The organism is Dermacoccus sp. PE3, from assembly GCF_001021715.1.
GTDB lineage: Bacteria > Actinomycetota > Actinomycetes > Actinomycetales > Dermatophilaceae > Dermacoccus > Dermacoccus abyssi.
On record NZ_LDCM01000001.1, the window covers coordinates 579,361 to 605,336 of the forward strand.

Sequence of the window (25,976 nt, forward strand, 5' to 3'; positions counted from 1 at the left end):
TCGCAGCCCCCGGTTGCGACGGGTCACCCCTTTTTCGGTTCGGCAACACGCCCGCTGCGAGAACGTCAGACGCCGCGCAGGTCGAGTTCGAGGCGGGCCGGGGCGCCGTCCGCGATGACGACCGGGATGCCCCAGTCCTGCTGATAGAGGTGGCATGCCGCGTGCTCGGGCACCTCGCCCGTCGCCGGGTCGCCGTCGCAGGCGGCCGCACGCACGCTGACGTGGAGGATGGCCGAACCGACGCTCGCGTCGATGGCCAGCTGCCGCGTGAGCCCCTGGCCCTTGCCCGAGCCCTGGCGAAGGAACGCCTCGGGCGAGCTGCCGACCTGCAACATCGTGGGGTCGCCCCAGCGCATGTCGAGCTTCTGACCGGCAGGCGGCTCGAAGTTGACGACGAGTTCCACTGCGCCTGCGGCGATCTCGGTGACGGGTCGTTGCGTCTGGTGCGCCTCGCCGCGCACGTGCTGTGCTTCCTGCGTCAGCGCGACGGGCGTCAGGCGGTGGGCGTTCGCCTCGACGACGAGCAGATAGGCGCGGTCGTCGCCTGTCGCCGGAACGACGGTGACGTCGCTCGGCTCCGCGAGGCCGGTCGTGAGCGTTGAGACCTCGCCCTTCGCAGGGTCGAAGCGGCGCAGTGCGCCGTTGTAGGTGTCGGCGACGACGACGGAGCCGTCCGGCAGTTCCGCGACGCCGAGCGGGTGCTGGAGGAGCGCTTCGCCGGCCGGTCCGTCGACGTGCCCGAAGTCGAACAAGCCCTGCCCGACGTGGGTCGTCACCTCGAAACCGTCGTCGGTGACGGCGATGCTGCGCAGCGCCGATGTCTCCGAATCGGCGATCCACACGCGCGAACCGTCGGCCGAAGTGGCGAGGCCGCTCGGCTGGGCGAACCAGGCGTCGTGGGCAGCACCGTCGCGGATGCCCTCGTTCGACGTTCCGGCGAGGACGGCAACCGTGTTGTCCGCCGGGTCCTCGGCGAGGTGAAGCACCCACAGCTGATGTGTGCCCGCCATGGCGACGACGACACGGTCGTACCACCACGCGAGGTCCCACGGCGTCGACAACGCCTGCCTGAGCGCCGGCCCTGAGCCTTCGCGCTCGCGCAGCTGTTCACCCGTTCCGGCGAGGGGGCGCACGCGCCCGTCGCTCAGGCGGATGCCCTTGATCTCGTGGTTGACGCTGTCGGCGACGAGCACGTCGTCACCGGTGCGCTCGGCCGCCTCCGGCGGGAGGACGAGCAGGCCCTGGGGTTCGTTGAAGACGCCCTCACCACCGAAGCGTGCGAGCTCGCTCTCACCGTCGGCCGCGAGGTGGACGACCTCGTGATGCGCGGTGTCGCTCACGACAAAGGTGCCGTCGGCGAGGCGCCCCACCTTGCCGGGGAAACGCAGCGCCGTGCTCGGCGCGGGCGGCGGAACGTACGGGCCATTGCCGGAGCGCAGGGTGCCCTTGGCCTCGTGCTCGACGAGCAGTTCCTCGACGAGCGTCGTGAGACCGTGGCCGTGACCTTCGCCGGACATCGACGCGACGATGTAGCCCTCCGGGTCGATGACGACGAGCGTCGGCCACGCGCGGGCGGCGTACGCCTGCCACGTCACGAGGTCCGGGTCGTCGAGCACCGGGTGGTGCACGGCGTACCGCTCGACGGCGGCCACGAGCGCCTCCGGGTCGGCCTCGTGCTCGAACTTCGGCGAGTGCACCCCGACGATGACGAGCTTGTCGCCGAACCTCTCCTCGAGGGGGCGCAGCTCGTCTAGGACGTGGAGGCAGTTGACGCAGCAAAAAGTCCAGAAGTCGAGAACGACGACCTTGCCGCGCAGGTCCGCCAGGCGCACGTCGTCGCCTCCGGTGTTGAGCCAGCCGCGTCCGGTCAGTTCGGGGGCGCGAAGTTTCATGCGAGACACCCTAACGGTCGATGTTTGGGTATCAGCGAGACTGCCCGGTCACGCTGATACTCGAACATTCGCGTTGTCCACAGGGCTCCTGCAGCACTCCACCGGTTTCTTCGACAGTGGGGCGTATGACTCACAGACATCGGGACGTCTCCGCCCTGGGCCGAGAGCTCGCTTCGTCCTCCTACGGCGTCCTGTCGAGGCGACGTCTCGCCCTCGTGGGTGTCGACCGCTTCGATGTGCGCACCCAGATCCACCTCGGTCGGTGGGAACCCCTCGGGCACCACTCGCTGCGCGTCGTCGACGTGGCATGGAACGACGTCCGCTCGCCCATCGTCGCCGCAGCCTTCGACGCCGCTCCAACAGCCTGGGCAGACGGGGTGAGTGCACTTCTCCTCGCCGGCTTGAGCGGGTGGCGGTCGAACTGCATCGACCTGGCCATGCCCGCCACCGCCTCGGCTCGCTCCACGCCAGAGGTTCGACACCACCGCGTCACCGTCACGCCGTTGCGCTGGCCCCACCCCGTACCGCGCGCCCACGAAGCCATCGCAGCCGTGCGCGCGGCGGCGTGGGCCGAGACAGACCGTCAGGCCGCGGCACTTCTGTCCATGAGCGTCCAGCAACGGCTGGTTCACGCACCCCGGATGACGCAGGCGCTGGACCTGCTTCCCAAACTTCGACGCCGCGCTTTCATCCGCGACGTGATTGCGGACATCAGCGGAGGTAGCGAATCGATGGGTGAACTGGACTTTGTCGCCGAATGTCGGCGCCGCGGCCTTCCGATACCTGATCGGCAAGTGCTGGGGCCCGGCCCCCTCGGGCGGATGTACCTCGATGTCTTGTGGGAAGCGGCACGTTTGTGTGTCGAGATCGACGGCGCGCACCACTACGTCGGCGACGTACCCATGGCCGACGCGCTGCGTCAGAACGAGATAGCGATGGGCGGACTCACCGTGATGCGTATCCCTCGGTTGGCCCCACGTGTCAGCCCGGAGCCCTTCTTCGCGCAGATCCAGCGCTATCTCTCCGCTCATGGTTGTGTACGAGCGTGACTCAGGCATCCCGCTCGTACACAACCATTCACAGGCGTCGGTCGGACAGAACGGGGAAGCTCTCGCGGGCCGCGCGCACCTCGTCCACGTCGATGTCGAGCGTGAGCACGCGCTCACCGCGGCCCGCCTCGGCGAGCACCTCACCGCTCGGGGAGATGACGGCCGAGTTGCCACCCATCTCCGTCTTCGCGTGCGTGCCCGCAGTGTTGCAGGCGATGACGAAGACCTGGTTCTCGATGGCCCGTGCCTGCAGAAGCGTGCGCCAGGCTGCGATGCGTGCCGCCGGCCACGCGGCGGGGATGACAAAGATCTCGGCGCCCTCGTCGACCTGCTTGCGGAACAGCTCCGGGAAGCGCAGGTCGTAACAGGTGGCGAGGCCCACCTTGACGCTGTTGCTGCCGCTTTCGTCCCCCGACGACGGCTCGTCGAGGTCGAGCACGACGACATCCTCGCCCGCCTCGAGAAGCTTGGGCTCGCCGTTGCCGAACCCGAAGCGGTGGATCTTGCGGTAAGTGCCGACGAGTTCACCGTCGGGGTCGAACACCATCGACGTGTTCCACAGTCCACGCCCCTCGGGGCCGGGTTCGCCCGACTTCTCGATGATCGAACCGGCGTGCACGTACGCCCCGAGGTTCGCAGCGGCCTCGGAGAGCGCCTGCGCGACCGGACCCTCGACGTCCTGGGTCTTGTCGGGCCACGCCGGGTAGTCGAAACCTCCGGCGCTCCACAGCTCGGGCAGCACGACGAGGTCGGCGCCCTCCTGCGACTCGACGAGCGAGGCAACGCGGTGGATGCGCTCGGCCATCGGCTCCGAGTCGGTGTAGGCGAGCTGAATGACGGCGACGCGCATGTTCTCAGTCCTTCGTGGTCGACGAGTTCGAACGGGCCTCTTCGTTCTCGACGGTAGTCGACGAGGCGCCGTCACGCTCCACCCCCGAAGCGGGGCGTCCACCGCGCGCCGCGAGGTACTCGTTGTAGGCGCGAAGTTCGGCGTCGTCGTCCCTTTCGGCCTGACGCTCGGCACGCTCACCCTCGATGCGGTCGGAGCGGTACCACTGGGACGCCACGATCATGGCCAGCAGGAACGTCGGGCCCTCACCCGAACCCCACGTGATGGTTCCCGCGGCCTGCTGGTCGCGTAGCGGGTTGTCGACGAAGCCGAGCTGCTCGAAGAACCCCGGGGCGAGCAGCGTGTCGCCGGTCATCATCGCGACACCGAAGAACGCGTGGAACGTGATGGTGATGAGGAGCACGAGCAGGCGCAGCGGTGCGGGCCACTTCTTGGGGCCCGGGTCGATGCCGATGAGCGACCACGCGAAGAGATAACCGCTCACGAGGAAGTGGACGTTCATGAGGATGTGGCCGGTGTGCGTCGTGAGCGCCAGTTCGAACAGCGGCGTGTAGTAGAACGCCAACAGGCTGACGAAGAACAGCGCCGCCGCGACGGCCGGGTTCGCCACCACGTTGAGGTAGCGGCTGTGGACGACCGAAAGCAGCACCTCACGCGGGCCACGCGTGCCGTCCTTGCGCCTCGCCCAGGCGCGCAGCATGAGCGTCACGGGAGCAGCCATGACGAGGAGGACGGGCACCGTCATCGAGATGACCATGTGGCCGGCCATGTGGACGCTCATCATGACGCGCCCGTAGACGCCGGCTCCGCCGTTGACCGTGACGAGGAAGACGAGCCAGGCGACCACCCACAGGATGGTGCGGTGGATCGGCCAGGCGTCACCGCGGCGGCGCAGGCGCTCGGCCCACCGCACGTACTGGACGATGGCGACGACCGCGACGACCGTGAACAGCCACTCGATGCGCCACTGGCCGAAGAAGTTCTCGACCGAGAGCGGCGGCGGTGCCGCGTAGCCCGTGAGGTTGACGATGCGGTCGGAGCTCTCCGTCACCTCACCGACCGGCGGGGCGGAGCGGGCCAGGGCAGCGGCGAGGCCCAACGCGCCACCCATGACGAGAGCCTCGACGAACGCGAGGCGTGCGAACAGGGCCTTGCTCGGCTTGTCCGAGGCGTCACGTTCGAGGACGGCGACGACGCGGCGGCGCTGCTGCCAACCGATGATGCCGAGCACGAGAAGACACGCGGCCTTGGCCACGATGACGAGACCGTAGCGCGTCGAGAAGTACTCGCCGATCTCGTGCACGCGCAGGGTCGAAGCGAGAACACCCGACAGACCGACGAGGCCGATGCACCACGTGGCGACGGCCGAGAAACGGCGCACCGACGCCGCGGCTCCCTTGCCGAGGCGCGGCCACATCACGCCGAGCGCGATGATGCCGCCGACCCACGCGGCGACCGGCGCGATGTGCAGGATGAGCGAGTCGACGGCCGTCTCGTGATCGGTCGATCCGGCCGCGTGCCCGCTGAGCGCAATGGGCCACAGCGCGAGGAAACCGAGCCCCGTCATCCAGGCGAGCGTGACGCGGGTGGCGCTCCACCAACACACGAGCGCGATGACGAGGGCCGCGAGCGCTGTCAGGGCGGGGTTGCGCAGCAGCTCGATCTGCCAGGTGTTGCTCCACCACTGCCCCACGTACCCGGGGCTGCTCACGGGCAAACCGGCGAGGTCGCCATAGGAGAGGAAGCTGACGACGACGAGCGACGCGAACCACAGCGTGGCGCTGATGGCGGCCCAGCGTCCGGCTCGAGCAACACGAGCGGTCTTGCTGCCCTCGGGCACGACGAAGGCACCGAGCGCGGCGAATCCGATCGTGGCCGCCATCGCGACGTCCGCGACCGGCTTGAACACGGCGATGCCCCAGCGCACGAGCGCACCCGAGTCGAGAAGCTGCTGGGCCTTGCTCGCGCCGGTGAAGACGATGGTGGCCGCAGCCACGACGACCGCGACGCAGAGGACGACGAGGAGAACCTGAGGGCCGCTGACCCCCGAAGCCGACCCCCGCGACGTGGACGCAGCAGAGCCGGCACGGGGCGTTTCGGGGGCGTTCGTCGACATGGTTCCAAGCCTACGGTCCGGCCCCGACAAGCCGATCACGGCCACGCGGGCGCCACGGTTTGCTTGTATGGCACAACCAAACATATAGTTGTTCGCGCCAAGGAACGCCCGTCGTCCGACGCGGCACCACCCACCCCGCGAAGGACACCATGACCGTCGACCGAGCCGTGGCGCGCGAAATCGCCACGTCGCTCGTGGGCACGTTCAAGGCGCTCAGCGCGCACAAGCGTCGCCTCCCACGCCCCCACCCCCACGCCGAACAAGGGTCGATCCCGCTGCTCTACGCCCTCGCGGCCGAGCCGCTGCGCGTCTCCGCACTCGCCGAGGTCATCCACTCGGATGTCTCGACCGTCAGCCGTCAGGTGAGCGCCCTCTCCGGAGGCGGCCTCGTGGCCAAGATCCAGGATCCCGAGGACGGGCGAGCCCAGCTCGTCAGCCTCACCGACGAAGGCACCGCCCTCATCGAGGACATGCGAGAGCGCCGCGCCCGCTGGGTGCAGTCGCTCCTGTCCGACTGGAGCAGCGACGAAGCGCTCGAGTTCGAACGGCTCCTCACCAAGTTCTCGGACTCGCTCGACGCCTACGTGGCGCCCGCGGCCGACACCGCCTCCCCCACCACCGACTCCTCACGAAGGAACGACACGTGACGTCACCCGCAGCGCCGCCGGCCCCCGCGCCCGCAGCCGGCGAATTCACCCACGCGCAGATCATGCGCATCCTCTACGGGCTGCTCATGGGCATGTTCCTCGCCGCCCTCGACCAGACCATCGTCTCCACCGCGATACGCACCATCGGTGACGACCTGCACGGGCTGTCCGCGCAGGCGTGGGTGACGACGGCCTACCTCATCACCTCGACGATCGCGACGCCGCTCTACGGCAAGCTGTCGGACATGTTCGGGCGTCGTCCGTTCTACCTGTTCGCCATCGTCACGTTCATCATCGGCTCGCTCGCCTGTTCGTTCGCGGACACGATGTACCAGCTCGCCGCGTTCCGTGCGATCCAGGGCATCGGCGCCGGCGGCCTCATGTCGCTGGCTCTCGCCATCATCGGCGACATCCTGCCGCCGCGTGAGCGCGCCAAGTACCAGGGCTACTTCCTCGCCGTCTTCGGTACGACGTCGGTGCTCGGCCCAGTCATCGGCGGCTTCTTCGCCGAGCAGAGCTCCATCCTCGGCCTGACGGGCTGGCGCTGGGTCTTCCTCATCAACGTGCCGCTCGGCGTCGTCGCGTTCTTGCTCGTGGCGCGCACGCTGCACCTGCACCACGAGCGCCGCGAGGCTCGCGTCGACTACCTGGGCGCGGCTGCGCTCGTCATCGGCCTCGTGCCGCTCCTGACGGTGGCCGAGCAGGGCCGCACGTGGGGCTGGGACTCGACGAAGTCGATCGCCTGCTTCGTCATCGGCATCATCGGCATCCTGCTGTTCATCGCCGTCGAGGCGCGCATGAAGGACGACGCGCTCATCCCGCTGCGCATCTTCAAGAGCCGCGCCATCTCGGTGACGATCGTCGGTTCGATCATCATCGGCATGGCGATGTTCGGCGCCATGATGATGCTGCCGCTCTACATGCAGATCGTGCACGGCGCGTCGCCGATGAAGTCCGGCCTCATGATGCTTCCGCTCGTGCTCGGCATGATGTCGGCCTCGATCATTTCGGGTCAGATCACGGCGCGCACCGGCGTCATCCGCATCTTCCCGATCATCGGTACGGCCCTGCTGTCGATCGGCATGTTCGCGCTGTCGCACATCACCGCCGACTCCGAGCTGTGGGTCGTCATGGCGTTCATGCTCCTCGTCGGCCTCGGCCTCGGTAACTGCATGCAGGCGCTGACGCTCATCGTGCAGAACGCCGTGTCGCCGCGCGAGATCGGTATGGCCACGTCGTCCGCGACGTTCTTCCGCCAGATGGGTGGAACCATCGGTGTCGCCGTCTTCCTGTCGATGCTGTTCTCGACGGTCGGCGACCGCATCAAGGAGAACATGACGGCGGCCGCCGCGACGCCGGAGTTCAAGCAGGCTCTGCAGACCGCGCTCGGCGACAAGACGCTCATGGCCGACAAGGAGGCCTACGGCATCGTCCAGGGTCTCGCGAACCCGAAGGGTGGTGGCGCTGCGCTCAACTCGGTGAGTGAGGACTCGTCCGTCATCTCGCGTCTGCCGAAGGCCATCGCGCACCCGTTCGAGGCGGGCTTCGCGGACGCCATGGACCACGTCTTCCTCACGGCGATGGGCATTTCCGTCCTCGGCTTCCTCGTGCTGCTGCTCCTGCCGAAGATCGAGCTGCGCACGCAGTCCGGCATGGCGGCCGCTGCTGCGGCCAAGTCGAAGGCCGAGGGCGAGGCCGCCGCTGCTGCTGCGAGCGTGGGCGGCGTCGACGATAGCGAGGCTCCCGCCACCACTCGCGCTGCCGACGGTCACGTCAGTGGCACCTCGCCGGCCGAGGAGGTCGTCGGTACGGGCTCCGCGTGGTGCGCAGCGCCGACGATGGAGGAGATCGCCGCGGACGGTCAGCCCGTCCCGGAGGCCGTCCACGACGCCGAGGTTCGTGTGGAACTTCGCGAGCAGGGCGAGGACGTCGCGCACAAGACCCCGCGTCACCGTCGATCGGACGACTGAACGACGTCACCTGAAATGCCCGCTCCGGCTCTGCCGGGGCGGGCATTTGCGTGTGATGGAATGTCGGCGCACGCCGACCACTCGTGAGCGCGATGAGGATCGAAGATGGAGAACGGGAGCCTGGACCATCCGGGCCTCGGCCACTTCGAGGCGTACGTCGGATGGCATGACGAACTGCGCCAGATCGACCCGAGTTACCCCGAACCCGACGAGGACGATTCGCCCGAAGCGCTCGCGCAGACTGCGGCGGCGAAGAAGGCCGACGGACGGCTGGGGCGCATTGCCGGTCGGGTGCGCCCGATGCTCGGCATGAACGAGCAGTGGCAGCGCCAGGGGCTCGTCATCACCCGTGACGGGCGCACGATCTCGCGCCACCAGAGCATCGGTTCGCGCAAGGCACCGATGGCGCGCTCGCTGCCGGACGGCAAGTTCACCTCGAGTTCGTCCGCGACGAAGCCGTACTTCGACATCACGGCCGGCCCGCTGGGGCGTCACCTCACCGACATCCACCTCAAGACCGAGGACGAGGTCGTCGCCTTCGAGCCGCCCGAGGACTCCCCAGCTGCCCGTCGTCAGGACGCGATGGACGCGTCCCCGTGGAAGCGCGTCGTGTACCCGCTGCTCGGCGGGCTCGGCAAGAGCGGGTGGGCCATCGTGACGCTCCTGCTCGCGCCGGTCATCACGGAGATCATCGCCACCGTCATCGCGTGGATCGTCGAGTTGCTCGCGCCGCTCGTGCCCGACATCGACTGGCCCAACATCTCGCTGCCGAGCATCCCGTGGCCCGATCTTCCCAACATCAACTGGCCCGACATTCCGTGGCCGAGTCTGCCGAGCATCCCGTGGCCGGACTGGACTCCGCCCGGCTGGGTGGTGTGGCTGCTCGACCATCCGAAGGTCTGGTTCCCCATCGTCCTGGCCGTCGTCTGGGGTGTGGGGGCGCGCCGCAATGCGAAGAAGTCGCAGGCCAAGAAGGCCGAGTGGGCCAAGCGCCACCAGTACGCCCGCCTGGCCGGAGCGATGCGCGAGCTGGCCGCCCGGGAGACTGACGACTGACGTCCGGCGCGTGGGTCGCTCAGCCGATGAGCGGGCGCCCCTCCGGGTAGGTGTAGCGGCGTGTGCTCTCGCGCAGCGCCAACGCAGAGACGAGGGTGATCGGCCCGAGGCGCCCCAGAAACATGAGCGCGACGAGCAGCAGCTGACCGGCATCCGGCAGCTTGGCCGTGACACCGGTCGACAACCCGACCGTCGCGAACGCTGACGTCGACTCGAACAGCAACTCGGCGAGGCGAATGTCGGATATCTGCGTGAGGATCAGGGTCGAGGCGACGACGGCCGCGATGCCGATGAGGGCGACGTTGAGCGCCTGACGCATCGTGCGATCGGCGATGCGCCGTTCGAAGATCGTCGCATGCGTCTCCCCGCGCATCTCGGCGACGATGCCGACGAGCAGGAGGAAGAACGTCGTCACCTTGATGCCGCCCGCAGTACCGGCGGATCCTCCACCGATGAACATCAGGATGATCGTCGACAAGAGGGTGCCCTCGTCGACCTGGCCGTAATCCCACGCGTTGAATCCCGCGGTGCGCGGCGAGACGCTGTGGAACGTGCCCACGAGGAGCTTCTCGCCGAGGCCCATCTGGCCGAGCGTTTTCGGGTTACTCCACTCCACTGCGGTGATCACGACGGCGCCGACGAGCAGCAACGACGTCGACATCATGAGGGTGATCTTCGTGTGCAGGCTCCAACGGCGCCGCCTGCGGACCCGGATCACCTCCATAATGACCGGGAACCCGAGCCCACCGAGGATTATCGCGGCGCTGATGGGCGCAATGATCCACACGTCACGCGCGTAACTCATGAGATTGTCGCTGAACAGCGCGAAACCGGCGTTGTTGAACGCCGAAACGGCGTGGAAGACGCCGAGGTACGCGGCACGGCCGAACGAATGGCCGTAGCCGAGCCACCATCGCAGAGTCAGGGCTGTCGCGACGAGGATCTCGACGGTGCACGTCACGCGCACGACGCCGAACAGCACGTTGCGGATGTCGCCCAGACCCTCGGCCTTCGTCTCGCTGGCAGCTGTGAGGCGGCTGCGCAGCCCGAGCTTCTTCGTCAGCACGATGGCGAGCAGCGACGCGAGCGTCATGACGCCGAAGCCGCCGATCTGGATGAGGACGAGGATGACGACCTGGCCGAACGGCGTCCAGTAGTTCGGCGTGTCAACGGTCGACAGGCCGGTGACGCATACGGCGCTCGTCGCGTGGAACACAGCGGTGACGACGGGCGCAGAGCCTGGCGCCGTGGTGGCGATCGGCAGCATGAGCAACGCCGTGCCGACCGCGACCGCTGCCGCGAATGCGGCGACAACGACCTGCCCCGCGTGCCGGAACCTCAGCTGCTTGACCCACTGATCACGCATCGGCTTCCCATCTCCGCCCTGCGGGCCGCCTGACTGCGGCCCGCCCCGAGCGTAGTCCCCGCCCTGCCACACGGGCGGCGTCAGGCCCAGGCAATGCCCTTCGCGGGGTTCTCGAGGATCTGGCCGACCGTCGAGAGGAAGCGCGAGCCGACGTCGCCGTCGATGAGGCGGTGGTCGAAGCTCAGCGAGAGCTGGGCCACCTGGCGGATCGCGATGTCCTGCTCACCGGCGTCGTTCGTGACGACCCACGGCATCGGACGCACCGCGCCGATGGCCAGGATGCCGCTCTCACCGGGCTTGATGATCGGCGTTCCGGCGTCGACTCCGAAGACGCCGATGTTGCTGATCGTGAACGTGCCGCCGTTGAGGATGGCCGGGCTCGGCTTGCCGTGACGGGCGATGTCGATGAGCTTCGCCATCTCCCGCGCCAGGTCGAGCAGCCCGAAGCGTCCGGCGTCCTTGATGTTCGGCACGAGCAGGCCACGGTCGGTGGCCGCCGCGATGCCGAGGTTCACCTCGGAGCGCATGACGATCTCGGCGTTCGCCTCGTCCCACAGCGCGTTCATCATCGGCTCGCGCTTCATCGCGATGAGGCACGCCTTCGCGACGATGAGGTTCGGCGTCACCTTGACGTCGCGGAACTCGCGGTCGCGCTGCAACTCCTTGACGAATTCCATCGTGCGCGTCATGTCGACGGTGTAGAACTCGCTGACGTGCGGCGCGGTGAACGCGCTGCTCACCATCGCCTGGGCCGTCACCTTGCGCACACCCTTGATCGGCAGACGCTCGTCCGTCAGGCCACCCGAAGCAGCCGGGGCCGCTGCCGGAACGACCGGACGCTCGGGGGCCGTCGAGCGAGCCGCCGCAGCGGCGTCGACCGCGCTCGGGGCAGCCGGCGCCGTAGGCGCGTCGGGACGCATGTGGCGGGGAGTCGACGCTCCTGCCGCAGCCGACACATCGTCACGGCTGACGACGCCGTCGTCGCGCGAGGCCTTGACCTCGTCGATGTCGACGCCCTGCGCCTTCGCGAAACCGCGCGTCGCCGGGGCGGCGAGCGCACGCTCACCTGCGTCCGGGCGGTTGCGACGGGCGCGGCGGCTCGTGCTGGACGCCGTCGGGCCGTACCCGACGAGGGTCTTCTGCTGCGGCTCCTCGTCGCCCTCGGCTGCCGTGGCCGCCGGAGCGTCGTTTGCCGGGGGCGCGACCTCGGCGGAGGCCTGCATGTCGTCAGCCGCTTCTTCGGCCGGCGACTCGGACGTCGAGGCGTCGACCTCGGCAGCACCGTCGACGGCGGCCTCGGCTTCGTCGACGTCGCCGCCGACCTCGATCGTCACGATCGGCGTACCGACCTCGACGGTCTCACCCTCGGGAACGAGGATCTCGACGACCTTGCCCTCCCACGGGATGGGCAGCTCTACGAGCGACTTGGCCGTCTCGATCTCGAGGACGGGCTGGTTGACCTCCACGGTGTCGCCCGCGGCGACGTGCCACGTGACGATCTCGGCCTCGACGAGGCCCTCACCGGGATCGGGCAGGGGGAACTGCAGAACAGGCACTGGCGTGTCTCCTAGAAGCTGAAGGCTGCGTCGACGGCATCGAGGATGCGGTCGAGGCCGGGAAGGTACTCGCGCTCGTGGCGGCTCGGCGGGTACGGGATGTCGTATCCCGTGACGCGCTGCACCGGCGCTTCGAGCGAGTAGAAGCACTTCTCCTGGATGATGGCGGCGATCTCGGCGCCCATACCGAGCGTGCGGGCGGCCTCGTGGACGACGACCGCGCGACCGGTCTTGCGAACCGACTCGCAGATCGTCTCCTCGTCGAGCGGCGAGAGCGTGCGCAGGTCGATGACCTCCAGGGATCGTCCCTCCTCCTCGGCGGCCTTGGCCACGTCGAGGCAGGTGCGCACCATCGGGCCGTAGGCCAGGAGCGTGAGGTCGGTGCCCTCGCGCAGAACCTCGGCCTCGTACAGGTCGCGCTGCGGGCCGGCTGCGAGATCGAGCTGGTCGGGGCTCGGCTCGTGGTAGCGACGCTTGGGCTCGTAGAACACGACCGGGTCGTCGGAGTCGATGGCCTGGCGCATCATCCAGTACGCGTCGACGGGCCGCGAGCAGACGACAACGCGCAGGCCGGCGGTGTGCACGAAGTACGACTCGTTCGACTCGCTGTGGTGCTCGACGGCGCCGATGCCGCCACCGAACGGGATGCGGATGACCATCGGCAGCTTCACCGCGCCACCGGTGCGGTTGTGCAGCTTGCTCACCTGACTGACGATCTGGTCGAAGGCCGGGTAGACGAAGCCGTCGAACTGGATCTCGACGATCGGGCGGTAGCCGCGCATCGCAAGACCGACGGCCGAACCGACGATGCCGGACTCGGCCAGCGGTGGGTCGATGACGCGCTCGCCGAACTCGCGCTTGAGGCCGTCAGTGAGGCGGAAGACGCCGCCGAGGTCACCGACGTCCTCACCGATGACGACGACCTTGTCGTCGGCCACCATCGCGTCGTGCATCGCCGCGTTGAGAGCGCGGGCGAGCGAGAGCTTCGGCGGCTTCTTGGCGCGAACGGGAGCCTTCTCAGCGGTCTCCGACGTGCTCACGCGCTCGCCTCCTCGAAGGACGCGAGGTACTCGGCGAACTCCTCGCGCTGCGCGCGCAGCTGCGGGTCGAGGTCGATGTAGGCGTGGTCGAACATCGCCGTCATCTCCGGGTCGGCCATCTCGACGCAGGAGCGGCGCCAACCGGCGGCCAGATCCTTCGCCTCGGCGTCGACATCGTCGAAGAACGACGCGTCAGCGTGGTTCTCACGCTCAAGCAGGGCGCGCAGACGCGCGATCGGGTCCTTGGCCTTCCACGCCTCGACGTGCGCGTCCTCGCGGTAGCGCGTCGGGTCGTCGGACGTCGTGTGGGCGCCCATGCGATAGGTGAAGGCCTCGATGAGCGTCGGGCCGAGCCCGCTGCGTGCGTTGTCGAGGCTGCGGCGCGTGACGGCCCAGGTGGCGAGCACGTCGTTGCCGTCGGTGCGCACACCGGGGAAGCCGAAGCCGTCCGCGCGCTTGTACGGCGGAATGATGAACTGACGCGTGTTGGGCTCGCTGATCGCCCAACCGTTGTTCTGGATGAAGAAGACCATCGGCGAGTGGTTGACGGCCGCGTAGACCATGGCCTCGTTGAAGTCACCCTGGCTCGTGCCGCCGTCACCCGTGAACGCGATGACGGCCGTGTCCTTCGTGTCGTCTCCGGTGCCCACGAGGCCGTCGAGGCGCACGCCCATGGCGTAGCCGGCGGCGTTGAGCATCTGGTTGCCGATGACGATGGTGAACGTGGCGAAGTTGTGGTCGGCCGGGTTCCAGCCACCGTGGCTCACACCGCGGTAGGTGGCGAAGACCTGCGCGGGCGTGATGCCGCGGCAGAACGCGACGCCGTGCTCGCGGTAGCCCGGGTAGGCGAAGTCCTGCTCACGCATGGCGTGGCCGGCGGCGACCTGCGCGGCCTCCTGGCCGAGGAGCTGCGGCCACAGGCCCAGCTCACCCTGGCGCTGGAGGCTGTAGCCCTCGATGTCGAACCGGCGCACGAGCACCATGTCGCGGTACATGGCGCGCACCTCTTCGGCCGTGATGGCCTTGAGCGCTTCCATGTACGGCTCGTTGACGCTCGACATCGGCGTGCGCGAACCGTCGGGTGCAATGAGCTGCACCATGTCCGGGCCGCCGTCCGTGACGTCGGGCAAACCGTCGAGCTTGTGGCCTGCGACGTGCGTGACGCCGTCGATGCCTTCCGATGCTCCGGAGATCGTCATCGTTCCTCCTCGGCGGAGGCGAACGATGCGTCACCCCCGCGTTCGGTGGTGGACGGTTGATGCGCCGTACCACCTCGTCGGGATCTTGTGACGCAGGTCACGCCACAGATGATGACGGTACCCGACCAAACGACCTGCGAAGCACTACCCGCGCGTCACTTTTTCCTTGCGCCGCCGCGGATTTCGAGGGGTGGGCGGCGAGTCTCACCATGTGGTCAGCGAGTGCCGACGAAACCCTTCACAACGTCGACAAGGCGGTCGTTGGCCTCCGGCTCCGCGATGGTGGCGCGCACGCCCTCCCCCGCGAACGGACGCACGACGAGTCCGGCGTCCTTCGCGACGCCGGCGAACTCCTCCGTGCGCTCGCCGAGCGGCAGCCAGACGAAGTTGGCCTGCGTGTCGGGGATGTCGAGGTCGGCGTCGGCGAGCGCCTCGACGACGCGTCGGCGCTCGGCGACGAGGGCCTGCACGCGCTCATCGAGTTCGTCGTACGCAGCGAGGCTGGCGACAGCCGCCTTCTGTGCCATGTCGTTGACGCCGAACGGCGTGGCCGCCTTGCGCAGGGCCTCGGTGATGCGCGGGCGCGCCACGGCGTAGCCGACGCGCAGCCCCGCCAGGCCGTAGGCCTTGGAGAACGTGCGCAGCACGACGACGTTGGGGAAATCCCGGTAGAACGCGAGCGCGTCCGGAGCGTCGTCGGCCTCGACGAACTCGAGGTAGGCCTCGTCGAGAACGACGAGCAGATCCTTCGGAAGCTTCTCGATGAAGGCCCGAAGTTCGTCGGTACGAACGCTGGGGCCGGTGGGGTTGTTCGGGGTGCACACGATGAGCAGGCGGGTGCGGTCGGTGACGGCGGCTGCCATGGCGTCGAGGTCGTGGCGGGCATCGGCGTCGAGGGGCACCTGAACCGAGCGTGCGCCGGTCAGCGCGGTGACGATGGGGTAGGCCTCGAACGAGCGCCACGCGTAGACGACCTCGTCACCCGGCTCGCACGTGATGGCGATGAGCGCGGCGAGGATGCCGACCGATCCGGTGCCGAAGCTGACCTCGTCGTCACTGACACCGAGCTTTTGCGCGAGAGCGTGCGTGAGCTCCGAGGAGGCCATGTCGGGGTAGCGGTTCATCGTCGCGACGGCCTCGTGGACGGCCTCGACGACGGACGGCAGCGGCGGGTACGGGTTCTCGTTGCTCGAGATCTTGTAGACGACCGTGTCCCCCTCAGCTGCGGCCGGTTTGCCGGGCTTGTAGCCGGGCACCGAGTCGAGCGTCGTACGCAGTCGGACGGGGGTGGCGAGGGCATCGTCGGTCATATCCACCACCTTAGATCTGCCCCGGCGCCCTCCCAGCCGGGCGCGGGCTCGGACCCAATCGGCCAGTTCGACCCGGCGGGTCGCGACCACGTGCCAGTCGGTATTGAGTTTGCTACTGGGCGTATGAGTGGGTCCGTCAACTTCGGCGACGGAGACATCAACTATTCTGCCGGGACAGGCATTGGAACCCCAGGCGTAGGCATTAACGCTCAGCGAAAAACTGGAGATCTTCCGAGTGGTCCGCAGACTCAGCTCCTCCTCTCTGGTCTGGGCTACACGGATTCAGATTCGGCAGGAGACTATGGCGGTTTCGGTGCCGATGCGCACGTCGCCATTGTCAGCCAAGCTGAGAATTAGGGTGACCCCTTCGTGGTCTTTTGGGTGAATGGAGCACACATGTTTGTATCCCTCGGAGGCTCGTCCGTGACTCCCCTCGGCGTTCTTTCTTCGTCATTCTTATGGTTGGAGCTGTGCTCTACATCCTTTTTGAGTTTGGATCCTGGGGGAGCGATAACTGGAAAGCCAGCAAGGGTTCTGGCCCTCTTTGGAAGCGGAAAATTCCGCATGATGATGAGAGCGACGAGTGACCTTTGAGTGACCTTGGAACCCGGACCTCCACCTGTATCTGACGCGGCCCGACCGCGCCTTCGGTGGCCACAACTACGCCACCTACCAGCCGCACCTCGACGAGATGACGCTCTGGGCCCTCACGGCTCCGCCACAGGCTTGAGGGTCACACTGGAGACATGCGCACTCTGCTCAAGATCGCCATCAACGGCCTCGCACTCTGGGCCGCCGCAGCGCTCGTCGACGGCATCACGCTGGCCGACGGCGCGAGCACCACGACCTCCAAGGTGCTCACCATCGCCGTCGTCGCGGCGGTGTTCGGCCTCGTCAACGCCGTCGTCCGGCCCGTCGCGAAGTTCTTCGGTTTCCCGTTCCTCATCGTGACGCTCGGGCTGTTCATCTTCGTCATCAACGCGGCCATGCTGGCCTTGACGTCGTGGCTCGCGGGAGTGTTCGGTCTCGACTTCCACGTCGACCAGTTCTGGCCGACGGCAGTGCTCGGCGCCCTCGTCGTGACGTTCGTGTCGTGGGTGCTGGGCCTCTTCTTCGACACCGACGACGACACCCGCCGTCCTGCGCCGCGCGGCTACGACCGCCGCGGCCCCGGTCGCCCGGGCGGGCCGACGATGTCGCGCTACTGAGCCTCGATCACGCCCAGTCGGGCGCTTCGCCGTTCTCGAGGTAGACGCCGAAGCGTCCGGCGTCGGCGGCCGCGATCGCCTGGCGGATCACCTTGGCCGTGTACGCCGCGACGTGGTCGTCGAGGTCGCCGGGCGCCACGTGGTGGATGCCGGCGATCTCCTTGCGCTGCAGGGTGAAGTCGTCACTCGAGCGGTCGAGCGTGGCCTCGAAGACGTAGAGCATCGCGTCGTCCCAGCCGCGCCACGGCGGCAGCCACGACACGACGCGCAGCCCGGTGAGGGTGGCCTTGACGCCGAGTTCCTCGTCGAGTTCGCGCACCACCGCGTGTGCGGGCGACTCGTGGGGGTCGACGACGCCGCCGGGCAGATCCCAGAAGCGCTTGTACGAGAGCTCGCACAGCATGACGCCGCCCGCTTCGTCGCGCACGAGTGCCTGCGCGATGGTGCGGGTCTTGGGCAGCTTCGTGTTGAGGTAGACGGCCGCCTTGGAGACGGTGTTCTCGTCGGGCAACTCCTCGGCCGAGGCCTCGGCCACCGTCGCCTCGCGCAGTTCGGCGGCCACCTTGGCCTTGATCTCGCGCTCCTGCTCGTGCGTCTGGTCGCTCATCAGCCCTCCGGTTGCATGTGGGCGATCTCGTCGAGGAAGTCGTCGACCTCCTTGGGGTCGTACCCTCGGCGCAGCCCCGCCGAGTCGAACCGCGCGTACTGCGGATCGGGCAGTTCGATGCCACGGCGCATCGCGATGACGACCGAGTCGAGGTAGTCGTCGACGTCGTGTTCGTCGTAGCTCGTCGAGGCGCGCCCGACGAGGGTGAACTTCTTCTCCCGCACGAGGTCCATCTGCTCGTGCGTCCAGCGCAGCGTCGTGTCGTCGTCCCGTGTCGTCAGCGCGGCGATCTCGGCGTCGCGCTCGCGGCGCGCCACCTCGTCGGGGTGCTCGACGACGGTGGTGGCCGACCACACCGACATGAGGGTGAGGAAGCCCGCGATCTGCGTCCGCGACACGCCTCCGCGCGGCGTACGGCGCAGCGCCATGGCGTCGAGGTCGGGCAGGGGCTTCGCCTTGCGCATCGCCGTCAGGGCGCGCACACGCAGGCGTTCGACGTCGTCCGCGTGGTACCCGCCGGCGGCGACCGACGCGAACCTCGCGGACTCGACGACGGCGATCTGCTCAGGACTCCACGACATGACTCCACCTTTTCACGAGGCGGCGGCCGCTCGCGCGTCAGAGCGTGAGGACGAGCTTGCCCTCGGCGCGGCGCTCCTCCATCTCGGCGATGGCCTCGCCGGCTTTCTCGAGCGGACGCACGGGGCCGAGCACCGGCTTGAGCGCGCCGCTCGCGACGAGGGGCTCGATGGCCTTCCACTGCTCGGGCACCGTCTCGGGCCGGGGCATCCAGAACGCGCCCCAGCCGACGCCGACGACGTCGATGTTGTTGAGGAGCAGGCGGTTGACCTTGACCTCGGGGATCGAGCCGCCGGTGAAGCCGAGCACGAGCATGCGGCCCTCGACGCCGAGGCTGCGCAGGGAGTCGGTGAAGCGGTCGCCGCCGACCGGGTCGACGACGATGTCGACGCCGCGGCCCTCGGTGATTTCCATGACGGCGTCCTTGAAACCCTCCGGCGCGATGGCGTGGTCGGCGCCCGCAGCCGTCGCGATCTCGCGCTTGGCTTCGCTCGACGCGACGGCGACGACCTTGGCCCCGCGCGCCTTCGCGTGCTGGATCGCCGCGATGCCGATGCCGCCGGCGGCTCCGTGGACGAGCACGGTCTCCCCCTCGGCGAGACGTCCGCGGCGGTCGAGCGCGAACTGCACGGTGAGGTAGTTCATCGGCAGGGCCGCGCCCTCCTCGAAGGAGACGCCGTCGGGCAGCACGAAGACGAACGGCGCGGGCACGGCCACGCGCTCGGCGAGGCCACCGAAGCCGGGGAACGCGACGACGCGGTCACCCTCGCTGAAACCCGAACCCTCGGGCGCGCTCACGACGACGCCGGCCACCTCGGAGCCGAGAACGAACGGCGGCTCGGGCTTCATCTGGTAGAGCCCTCGGGTCAGCAGCGAGTCGGGGTAGCACAGTCCTGCCGCCCGCACCTCGACGAGCACATCCCCCTTGCCGGGCGTGGGCTCGTCGATGTCGTTGATCTCGACGGCTGCGGGGCCGTCGAGCGTGGTCACCTGTACTGCACGCATGGGTCTTCTCCTTGGTGAGGTTCGCCGGATGTCGGTTCGGATCAGAGCGAGGAGTTCTCGCCCCACGGAAGGGGGTTGGCCTGGTTCACGGCGAGCAGGGCGTCGAGCGCGGCCTCGCAGTGCTCGACGAGTTCGTCACGGCCGGGGCGTTCGCCCTCGGCCTCGCCGCTCGTCCACGACAGGGCCAGGTCTTCAACGTAGGCGAGCCAGCCGCGGATCGTGACGGGGCTGGCGCTCACGCCGTCGTCGGCAAGGGCGTCGAGGACGAAGTCGGTGACGCGACCGCGCCACGTGTCCGCGGCCTCCGCGCCGCCGAAGTCGCTGAGGTTGCCGCGCACGAGGGCGATGTAGATCTCTCGTCGTCGCGCAATGCGTGCGATGTAGCGGGTGATGACCTGGCGCAGCGCTTCACGCCCGGTGGCGTCGGCGTCCGGTTGTACCGTGTGAACGACCCGGCGCCCGGCGGCGTGCACGACAGCCTCGTAGTACGCGGCCTTCGTCGGGAAGTAGTGGAAGAGCAGAGCCCGGGAGATGCCCGCCTCCGCTGCCACCTCGTCGAGCGACACCTCCTGGATGGGGCGGTACGCCAGCTTCTTGAGGCCGATGATGACGAGTTGCCGGCTGCGCTCGTCCTTCGTCAACCGCACCCTCTTGGCGGGTGCTGGAGAAATCTGCTCGTTCACACTATTGAGCATTGCTCAATAGTGTGACTACAGTCAAGACATGGACCTCACACTCTCACCCCTCGCCCAGGAACTCGCCGATGAAGTGGACGCCTTCGTCCGCGAGAAGATCGAGCCCGCCGAAGTCGAGATTCAACGCTTCTACGCCGACCTCAAGGCCAAGGGCGAGAACTCGTTCGTCGTCCACCCGAAGATCGAGGAGCTCAAGGCCGAGGCCCGAGCCGCCGGTCTGTGGAACATGTTCTTGCCCGTGGGCGAGGGCGACGAGTGGGCCGAGCGCTTCGGCACCCGGGGCGGCAAGGGCTTCTCGAACGTCGACTACGCAGCCATCGCCGAGAAGACGGGGCGCACGGCACTGTCGCCGATGATCTTAAACTGCAACGCACCGGACACGGGCAACATGGAGGTGCTGCTCAAGTACGGCACGCGCGAGCAGCAGGAGGAGTGGCTCGTGCCGCTGCTCGAGGGCAAGATCCGCTCGGCGTTCCTCATGACGGAGCCGGCGGTCGCCTCCTCGGACGCCACGAACATGGACGCGCGGGCCGTCATCGACGGCGACGAGGTCGTCATCAACGGTCGCAAGTGGTGGAGCTCGGGCGCCGCGCACCCCGACTGCAAGGTCTTCGTCTTCATGGGTCTGAGCGACCCCGACGCCGACCGCTACGGACGTCACTCGATGGTGCTCGTTCCGGCCGACGCTCCGGGCGTCACGATCAAGCGCGCCCTGCCCGTCATGGGTCAGCTCGACGAGCCGTTCGGCCACTGCGAGGTCGAACTCAAGGACGTTCGCGTTCCCCTCTCCAACGTCCTCGCGGGGCCGGGCAAGGCCTTCGCCATCGCACAGGGCCGTCTCGGCCCGGGCCGCATCCACCACTGCATGCGTCTCATCGGCCTGTCGGAGATGGCCCTCGAACTCGCGTGCAAGCGCGGCACCGAGCGTGTCGCGTTCGGCAAGCCGCTCATGCTGCTCGGCGGCAACCGCGAGCGCCTCGCGAAGGCGCGCATCGAGCTCGACATGGCGCGCCTGCTCGTGCAGCAGGCCGCGTGGAAGCTCGACGACGGCGGCACCCAGGCGGCGCGCGTCGACGTCAGCGCCATCAAGGCGATCGTGCCGTCGATCGCGTGCGACATCATCGACTTCGCCATCCAGATCCACGGCGGCGGCGGCATGTCGGACGACTTCCCGCTCACGGCCGCCTACGCGAACGCCCGCTCGCTGCGCCTGGCCGATGGCCCGGACGAGGTGCACCTTGGCATGGTGGCCCGTGAGGAGCTCAAGCCCTACCTCGCCGCCACCTCCGGGGGTGCAGGGAAGTGACGACGCTCGACGACGTCGAGGCCAACGCGGGAGCGATGCGCGAGGAGGACGCGTTCGACGTGGCCGCCGTCGCGCAGTGGCTGCGCGAGAACGCGCACCCCGAGGCCGACACGAGCGGTCTCGACGGCACGCCCGAGGTGCGACAGTTCACGGGCGGGGCGAGCAACCTCACCTACCTCCTGCGCTACCCGGAGCACGACCTCATCCTGCGCCGCCCGCCCTCGGGCACCAAGGCCAAGGGTGCACACGACATGCGCCGCGAGCACGACATCCAGCGCGCCCTCGCGCCGCACTTTCCCGCCGTCGCGCCGATGGTGGCCTTCTGTGACGACGAGTCGGTCATCGGCAGCGAGTTCTACGTCATGGAGCGCCTCGACGGCATCATCCTGCGTCAGGAGATTCCGCCGGAGATGGGCCTCGACGAGGACGGCGTGCGCAAGCTGTGCGAGACGGCGATCGACGAGCTCACCGCGTTGCACTCGGTCGACATCCAGGCCGCGGGGCTGGAGTCGTTCGGCAAGGGCGAGGGCTACGTGCGTCGTCAGGTCGAGGGGTGGTCCGCGCGCTACCGCAAGGCCCGCACGCACGGCGAGGAGCACGGCACCGGCTCGTTCGAGACGGTCATGGCGTGGCTCGACGAGCACCAGCCGCAGGACGTCGCGAACTGCCTCATCCACAACGACTACCGCTTCGACAACTTCGTGCTCGACAAGGACGACCCGACGCGCATCCTGGGCATCCTCGACTGGGAGATGGCAACCCTCGGCGATCCGCTCATGGATCTCGGCGGGGCCCTCGCCTACTGGGTGCAGGCCGACGACGACGAATTCATGCGCGGCTCACGCCGTCAGCCGACGCACACGCCGGGCATGATGACGCGCGACGAGGTGTGGAGCTACTACGCCGAGAAGTCCGGGCGCACGATCGACCCGAAGGATCAGCTGTTCTACGAGGTGTTCGGGCTGTTCCGCCTGGCCGTCATCGCGCAGCAGATCTACTACCGCTACGCGAACGGGCAGACGCACAACCCCGTCTTCAAGCAGTTCCGACCGATGGTCAACTACCTCGAGTGGCGCTGCGAGAAGCTGATCGCCGCGAACGGGGACGGGGCGTGAGCATTGTCTACCTCGTGCGTCACGGCCAGGCCAGCTTCGGGCGCAGCGACTACGACAAGCTGTCGCCGCTCGGTGAGGAGCAGGCGCGCATGACGGGCGCCGCCCTCGCCGGGTGCGGCGTGAAGCCCGCCCTGCTGGTCACGGGTTCGCTTCAGCGCCAGCGCGTCACGGGTTCGCGCATGTGGGAGGAGGCCGGCTGGGAGGCTCCCGTCGACATCGACGAGGGGTGGAACGAGTACGACCACGACGCCATCGTCTACACGCACAAACCGGCGTACACGAACCAGGCCGTCATGCAGGCCGACCTCGCGCGCCGCGGCAACCCGCGCCGGGCGTTCCAGGAGATGTTCGTCGAGGCCACCGGTCGGTGGACGTCGGGTGAGCACGACGACTACGACGAGACGTTCGCCCAGTTCGCCGACCGCATCATGCTCGCGCTGGGGCGCGTGACGTCGCGGCTCTCCTCGGGGCAGGACGCCGTCGTCGTGTCGTCCGGCGGGCCGATCTCCTGGGTGGCCTCGCACCTGCTCACGAGCTCGGCGAAGGAACGCGCCGTCTCGAGTGCGGGCGCCGCGGGCGTCAGTGACGCCGCGGTGGCCGTCTGGCACAATCTCAGCGCCACGACGGTCAACGCGTCCGTGACGAAGATCCTCGTCGGGCGCACACTCACGGCACTCACGGTGAACGACCACAGCCATCTCCAAGGTCGCGAGGGGTACGTCACCTACCGTTGAGTCGCCCGTCCCCAGCCGACTTCTCACCCTCTCGGGCAGGGTTCCGAGTCGCCCGTCCGACTAGCGGCCGGCGATTCACCCCGTGAGGAAGGAGTGCCCGTGACCGAGTTGAAGCGCCCTGGTGCGGCCCTCCACTTCATCGAGTCCGGCCCGCGGAACGCCCCCGTGGTCGTGCTGGGGCACGGGTTGTTCTTCACGGGGTCTCTCTTCCACCATCAACTCGACGCACTCGGACAGCAGTACCGTTGTGTGAGTTTCGACTGGCGCGGGCACGGGCTGACGTCGGCCCGCGGCCCGTTCGCGATGAACGACCTCGTCGACGACCTCGAGGCGCTTCTTTCGACGATCAACCGGCCAGTGCACTACGTCGGGCACGGCTTGGGCGGTTCGGCGGCCTTGCCGCTCGCGGCCCGGCGCGGTGAACTCTTCCGTTCCCTCACCTTGCTCGGGGCGTCGGCGAACGCGGAGGATCCCGACGACGCGTACTGGTACCTGCGCCTGGCCAATCGCTATCGGCGCCTCGGCGGGTGGGCGGTTCGCCCGAAACTCAGGCAGGCGCTCTTCTGCGAGACGAGCCTGCGCAGCGGGCAGGTGCGGCGAGAGGTCGACCACTGGGCCGAGGAGTTCGGGCAGCCGTCGCGAGCCGAGTTGCGCCACGCGATCCGCGCGTTCGCGAACCGCCGCGGCACACAGCCAGAGGCCCACAGCCTCCGAGTTCCGACACAGCTCATCGTCGGCGAGGACGACGCCGTCAATCCGCCGTATCGCAGCAGGCGGCTCGAGGAGCTCATTTCGGGCGCCGAGGTGCACACGGTCGAAGGCGCCGGACACGCGGTACCGCTCGAATCGCCGCAGACGGTGACTCATCTGGTGCGCTCGTTCGTCGAACGCGTGGAGCACCTCCCCCGCCTCTGACGCCGCCTCCCCCGACCTGTCACGTGGGGGCCGTATCCTGGCGGCATGCGCGTTCTCGTCACCGGCGGTGCCGGTTTCATCGGCTCCCACACCGTGCTCGCCCTGCTCGAGGCGGGCCACGAACCCGTCATCGGCGACAACTTCGCGAACTCGAGCCCCAAGGTGCTTGAGCGCTTGGAGCAGATCGCCGGGCAGCCGGTGACGTGTCACGAGGTCGACCTCACCGACGTCGCAGCCACGGACGCCCTCGTCGCGGACGTGAAGCCCGACGCGGTCATCCACTTCGCCGGCTACAAAGCCGTCGGCGAGAGCGTCGAAAAGCCGCTCATGTACTACACGAACAACCTCGACTCGACGTTCGCGGTGCTCGCGGCGATGACCGAACACGGCGTGGAGAAGTTCGTGTTCTCGTCGTCGGCGACGGTGTACGGCCCGGATGCGCCGCTGCCGTACCACGAGGAGTACGAGCCGCTTCGGGCGACGAACCCGTACGGCTGGACGAAGGCGATGATCGAGCAGATCGTCACGGACGTCGCGGCCGCGAGCCCCGGTTTCAAGGCGGCGCTCCTGCGTTACTTCAACCCCATCGGCGCGCACGAGAGCGGGCTCATCGGTGAGGACCCGAGCGGCATCCCGAACAACCTGATGCCGTACATCGCGCAGGTGGCCGTGGGGCGGCGCGAGAAGCTGGGCGTCTTCGGTGACGACTACGACACGAAGGACGGCACGGGTGAGCGCGACTACATCCACGTCGTCGACCTCGCGGCCGGGCACGTTGCGGCGCTCGACCACCTCGACGCGATGAGCGAGTCGGCGCGCGCCTTCAACCTCGGCACCGGGCAGGGCACGAGCGTTTTCGAGCTGCTCCACGCGTTCGAGCGGGCGTGCGGCAAGGAGTTGCCGTACGAGGTGGGTCCGCGGCGTGCGGGCGATCTGCCGGTGACGTACGCCGACCCGACGCGCGCGCGTGAGGAGCTCGGCTGGAAGGCCGAGAAGACGATCGACGACATGTGCGTCGACACGTGGCGTTGGCAGTCGGCCAACCCGAACGGGTTCGGCGGCTGAAGCGCCGATGACGAGTTGGGCGCGCACGATCGCGGACGACCCGAACCACTCGACCTGGTACGTCGAGCGGATGCGTGGGCTGGCCGCCGACGGTGAGGATCTCGCAGGCGAGGCGCGTTTCGTCGCGGCGCTCGTCGGGCCGGGTTCGCGGGTGCTCGACGCCGGATGCGGACCAGGGCGAGTCAGCGGCGCGATGAAGGCGCTGGGGCTCTCGCCGGTCGGCGTGGACCTCGACCCCGTGCTGCTCGACGCGGCGCGTGAGGACTGGCCGGGTATCCGCTTCGAACAAGGCGACCTCGGCGCATTGCCGTCGGGCCTGCTCGAGTCTCTCGGGGCCCCGTTCGACGCCGTCGTGTGCGCGGGCAACGTGTTGCCGTTCATGGAGGACGGCGCGCAGGCGCGGGCGCTTGCTGCGTTGTTCGCGGCGGTGCGCGACGGCGGCCGCTTGGCCGTCGGGTTCGGCACGAACCGCGGGTACACGCTGGAACAGTTCGTGGCCGACGCCGAAGGCGCCGGCTGGCGCCGCGACGCGCTGTTCTCGACGTGGGAGATGCACGCACGTGACGACGAGTCCGACTTCGTCGTCGGGGTGTTCACCCGGGCGAGCTGACGCTTCGCTGCACGGCGCCGCCGAGACGGTTGACGCAGTGTGACGCACCTGACGCAGTTTGAGCCAGCTCAAACCGCGTCAACTGC

Annotated in this window: 23 protein-coding genes; 11 read left to right on the forward strand and 12 right to left on the reverse strand. The window is 68.5% G+C overall.

Annotated features, from left to right (window positions below; translation table 11 throughout):
• Positions 1–65: 65 nt before the first annotated feature.
• Positions 66–1,892, reverse strand: coding sequence for an NHL domain-containing thioredoxin family protein (locus AA983_RS02695; RefSeq protein ID WP_047310623.1), 1,827 nt, complete (start codon positions 1,890–1,892; stop codon positions 66–68).
• A gap of 125 nt (positions 1,893–2,017) precedes the next feature.
• On the opposite strand from AA983_RS02695, the gene AA983_RS02700 reads away from it, so the two are divergent.
• Positions 2,018–2,941, forward strand: a complete 924-nt coding sequence (locus AA983_RS02700) for a DUF559 domain-containing protein (protein WP_052946809.1) — start codon at positions 2,018–2,020, stop codon at positions 2,939–2,941.
• Between the two features lie 28 nt (positions 2,942–2,969).
• Here the strand turns inward: AA983_RS02700 and AA983_RS02705 are convergent, their stop codons facing one another.
• Complete coding sequence (locus AA983_RS02705; RefSeq protein ID WP_047310624.1) at positions 2,970–3,791, reverse strand: carbon-nitrogen family hydrolase; 822 nt, start codon at positions 3,789–3,791, stop codon at positions 2,970–2,972.
• A 4-nt stretch (positions 3,792–3,795) separates the two neighbouring features.
• The gene (locus AA983_RS02710; protein ID WP_082128640.1) at positions 3,796–5,907 is read right to left on the reverse strand and encodes a cytochrome c oxidase assembly protein; all 2,112 of its coding nucleotides are present in this window, start codon (positions 5,905–5,907) and stop codon (positions 3,796–3,798) included.
• Between the two features lie 149 nt (positions 5,908–6,056).
• Here AA983_RS02710 and AA983_RS02715 point away from each other — a divergent pair, with 149 nt between their 5' ends.
• The 3 genes from AA983_RS02715 (at position 6,057) to AA983_RS02725 (ending at position 9,580) form a co-directional block, all read left to right on the forward strand.
• A complete protein-coding gene (locus AA983_RS02715; protein ID WP_047310625.1) occupies positions 6,057–6,554 on the forward strand; it encodes a MarR family winged helix-turn-helix transcriptional regulator in 498 nt (165 codons plus the stop codon).
• Entirely contained in the window at positions 6,551–8,524 is a 1,974-nt protein-coding gene (locus AA983_RS02720) for an MDR family MFS transporter (protein ID WP_047310626.1), read from the forward strand. The genes AA983_RS02715 and AA983_RS02720 overlap by 4 nt, the downstream gene beginning before the upstream one ends.
• A 105-nt stretch (positions 8,525–8,629) precedes the next feature.
• The gene (locus AA983_RS02725) at positions 8,630–9,580 is read left to right on the forward strand and encodes a hypothetical protein (RefSeq protein ID WP_052946810.1); all 951 of its coding nucleotides are present in this window, start codon (positions 8,630–8,632) and stop codon (positions 9,578–9,580) included.
• A 19-nt stretch (positions 9,581–9,599) separates the two neighbouring features.
• Here AA983_RS02725 and AA983_RS02730 read toward each other — a convergent pair whose 3' ends face one another.
• The 5 genes from AA983_RS02730 to hisC form a co-directional block, all read right to left on the reverse strand.
• Positions 9,600–10,946 carry a TrkH family potassium uptake protein gene (locus tag AA983_RS02730; protein WP_047310627.1) on the reverse strand — a complete coding sequence of 449 codons (1,347 nt, stop codon included), beginning with the start codon at positions 10,944–10,946 and terminating at the stop codon, positions 9,600–9,602.
• An 80-nt stretch (positions 10,947–11,026) separates the two neighbouring features.
• Positions 11,027–12,502 (reverse strand): dihydrolipoamide acetyltransferase family protein, encoded by a 1,476-nt coding sequence (locus AA983_RS02735; RefSeq protein ID WP_047310628.1) that lies wholly within the window; start codon positions 12,500–12,502, stop codon positions 11,027–11,029.
• 11 nt (positions 12,503–12,513) lie between these two features.
• A complete protein-coding gene (locus AA983_RS02740; protein WP_082128641.1) occupies positions 12,514–13,542 on the reverse strand; it encodes an alpha-ketoacid dehydrogenase subunit beta in 1,029 nt (342 codons plus the stop codon).
• Positions 13,539–14,741 carry a thiamine pyrophosphate-dependent dehydrogenase E1 component subunit alpha gene (locus AA983_RS02745; RefSeq protein ID WP_082128642.1) on the reverse strand — a complete coding sequence of 401 codons (1,203 nt, stop codon included), beginning with the start codon at positions 14,739–14,741 and terminating at the stop codon, positions 13,539–13,541. The genes AA983_RS02740 and AA983_RS02745 overlap by 4 nt, the downstream gene beginning before the upstream one ends.
• Positions 14,742–14,956: 215 nt before the next feature.
• Entirely contained in the window at positions 14,957–16,051 is a 1,095-nt protein-coding gene (gene hisC / locus AA983_RS02750) for a histidinol-phosphate transaminase (RefSeq protein WP_047310629.1), read from the reverse strand.
• A 746-nt stretch (positions 16,052–16,797) separates the two neighbouring features.
• Between hisC and AA983_RS02755 the strand changes: the two genes are divergently transcribed.
• Positions 16,798–17,259, forward strand: coding sequence for a phage holin family protein (locus AA983_RS02755; RefSeq protein WP_082128643.1), 462 nt, complete (start codon positions 16,798–16,800; stop codon positions 17,257–17,259).
• A 7-nt stretch (positions 17,260–17,266) separates the two neighbouring features.
• Here AA983_RS02755 and AA983_RS02760 read toward each other — a convergent pair whose 3' ends face one another.
• From AA983_RS02760 to AA983_RS02775, 4 genes are read right to left on the reverse strand one after another with little or no spacing between them, the layout of a single operon-like run.
• On the reverse strand, positions 17,267–17,866 hold the full coding sequence (locus tag AA983_RS02760; protein ID WP_052946811.1) for an NUDIX hydrolase: 600 nt from the start codon (positions 17,864–17,866) through the stop codon (positions 17,267–17,269).
• Positions 17,866–18,447 (reverse strand): DivIVA domain-containing protein, encoded by a 582-nt coding sequence (locus tag AA983_RS02765; protein ID WP_047310630.1) that lies wholly within the window; start codon positions 18,445–18,447, stop codon positions 17,866–17,868. Before AA983_RS02765 ends, AA983_RS02760 begins: the two co-directional genes overlap by 1 nt.
• 37 nt (positions 18,448–18,484) lie before the next feature.
• Positions 18,485–19,450, reverse strand: a complete 966-nt coding sequence (locus AA983_RS02770; protein WP_047310631.1) for an NADPH:quinone oxidoreductase family protein — start codon at positions 19,448–19,450, stop codon at positions 18,485–18,487.
• Positions 19,451–19,491: 41 nt separating this feature from the next.
• Positions 19,492–20,133 carry a TetR/AcrR family transcriptional regulator gene (locus tag AA983_RS02775; protein WP_197078922.1) on the reverse strand — a complete coding sequence of 214 codons (642 nt, stop codon included), beginning with the start codon at positions 20,131–20,133 and terminating at the stop codon, positions 19,492–19,494.
• Positions 20,134–20,173: 40 nt separating this feature from the next.
• On the opposite strand from AA983_RS02775, the gene AA983_RS02780 reads away from it, so the two are divergent.
• The 6 genes from AA983_RS02780 (at position 20,174) to AA983_RS02805 (ending at position 25,890) form a co-directional block, all read left to right on the forward strand.
• Complete coding sequence (locus AA983_RS02780) at positions 20,174–21,451, forward strand: acyl-CoA dehydrogenase family protein (RefSeq protein WP_047310633.1); 1,278 nt, start codon at positions 20,174–20,176, stop codon at positions 21,449–21,451.
• Positions 21,448–22,566, forward strand: a complete 1,119-nt coding sequence (locus AA983_RS02785) for a phosphotransferase family protein (protein WP_231579505.1) — start codon at positions 21,448–21,450, stop codon at positions 22,564–22,566. The genes AA983_RS02780 and AA983_RS02785 overlap by 4 nt, the downstream gene beginning before the upstream one ends.
• Positions 22,563–23,300, forward strand: coding sequence for a histidine phosphatase family protein (locus tag AA983_RS02790; protein WP_047310634.1), 738 nt, complete (start codon positions 22,563–22,565; stop codon positions 23,298–23,300). Before AA983_RS02785 ends, AA983_RS02790 begins: the two co-directional genes overlap by 4 nt.
• Positions 23,301–23,399: 99 nt before the next feature.
• Positions 23,400–24,215, forward strand: a complete 816-nt coding sequence (locus AA983_RS02795; RefSeq protein ID WP_047310635.1) for an alpha/beta fold hydrolase — start codon at positions 23,400–23,402, stop codon at positions 24,213–24,215.
• A gap of 45 nt (positions 24,216–24,260) precedes the next feature.
• Positions 24,261–25,280, forward strand: coding sequence for a UDP-glucose 4-epimerase GalE (gene galE / locus AA983_RS02800; protein WP_047310636.1), 1,020 nt, complete (start codon positions 24,261–24,263; stop codon positions 25,278–25,280).
• 7 nt (positions 25,281–25,287) lie between these two features.
• Entirely contained in the window at positions 25,288–25,890 is a 603-nt protein-coding gene (locus AA983_RS02805; RefSeq protein WP_047310637.1) for a bifunctional 2-polyprenyl-6-hydroxyphenol methylase/3-demethylubiquinol 3-O-methyltransferase UbiG, read from the forward strand.
• The last annotated feature ends 86 nt before the right edge of the window (positions 25,891–25,976 follow it).